The sequence below is a fragment of the Neobacillus paridis genome, from assembly GCF_016765675.1.
GTDB lineage: Bacteria > Bacillota > Bacilli > Bacillales > Cytobacillaceae > Neobacillus > Neobacillus paridis.
Map to the genome: position 1 here is coordinate 1 of NZ_JAESWB010000094.1, position 1,288 is coordinate 1,288.

General features: G+C 60.1%; 1 protein-coding gene. It reads left to right on the top strand.

Translation table 11 applies throughout. The features are described 5' to 3' along the window. Positions 1-848 precede the first annotated feature (848 nt). Positions 849-1,127 (top strand): HPr-rel-A system PqqD family peptide chaperone, encoded by a 279-nt coding sequence (locus JK635_RS28050; protein WP_202653107.1) that lies wholly within the window; start codon positions 849-851, stop codon positions 1,125-1,127. Positions 1,128-1,288 lie beyond the last annotated feature (161 nt).

The following is a 1,288-nucleotide window of genomic DNA, read 5'->3' on the forward strand; positions in this document are numbered from 1 at the left end:
ACATCATTCTAATTGTCAACTTTGAATCCCCTTCTGTTAGTATTCAGGTAGACGGTTAAAATTGCGTCATTCGAGAATACGGGAGTGCACAACATGACGATGGAAAATTCTGGACATGAGGAAACGGGTCGCCAGCCGCAAAACGGTGATGCGATGACGCCTCCGCAAGTGCGCAATCCATCGCGCCGCAGGTTCACCCGGGCTGGCGTGGGTGCATCCGCGGTCATCCTGACGCTTACCAGTCGTTCCGTGCTGGCGCAGGCCACGTGCAAGTCGCCATCCGGTTTTGCTTCGGCCAACCTGAGCCAGCATAACAACCAGCCCGTCATGTGCGAGGGCATCACTGCGGCAAGCTGGGTGACGACGAGCCGTGAATGGCCCGTCCCCAAGACCAGCCGCTTCATCGACATCTTCGGCAGCTCCAGCCTGATGTTCCGTACCGGCACGCCGCAGAAGTTCTACGATGCATTTCCGAGCCGGGTTGACAAGAAGGACAAGCAGGCAAACGAGGCCAAGAGCACTTCGCTGGACGAGGCTACCCTGTTCGAAGCGTTGAATGGAACCGAAACGCCGATCGTGGTCAAGTTCATCATCGCCGCCTATCTCAANGATCGTGGTCAAGTTCATCATCGCCGCCTATCTCAATTCCCTGGCCGAACTCAATACCTATCCCACGCACTTGCAGGCCATCGCCATCTTCAAGGAATGGCAAGCCAAAGGCATCTATACGCCGAGCGCCGGTATCCAGTGGAGCGAGAACGACATCATCAATTATCTCGGCGCCAGCCAGGGCCTGCCCTATACGCCGCCGGGCAACCTCGGCTGATCCGGCGCGGGATGTATTCCGGATGAACTGGAAGCTGCGCGCCGGACAGCGCCTGCGCATGCTGTCGGACGACGAGGAAACTGTCGTCTATAACGACCTCTCCGGCGACACCCATCTGCTCAGCGGCGTCGCGGCCAGCCTGCTGGAACGGCTGCGGCTAGGCCCAGCCGACCGCGACAGCCTGGCTGCGTTTCTTGCCAGCGAGTGGGACCTGGACGCCAGCACGACACCGGCAGCGTTGGCCGACCGGCTGCTGCCCGAACTTGCCGCTCTCAGCCTGATCGAGACCAGCCCATCTTGAAGATTTCCGCACTGCCAGACGCCGAATTACGGCAGCGCTTGATGACCGATGGTGTGTTCTTCCGTACCGGGACCTTCATTGCCTGCCTGCGCACCCGCCTGGAGCGCGTGGCCGCTTCCTTTGGCCTGCTCTACAGCGACTACCCGCTGCTCGACGGCCCC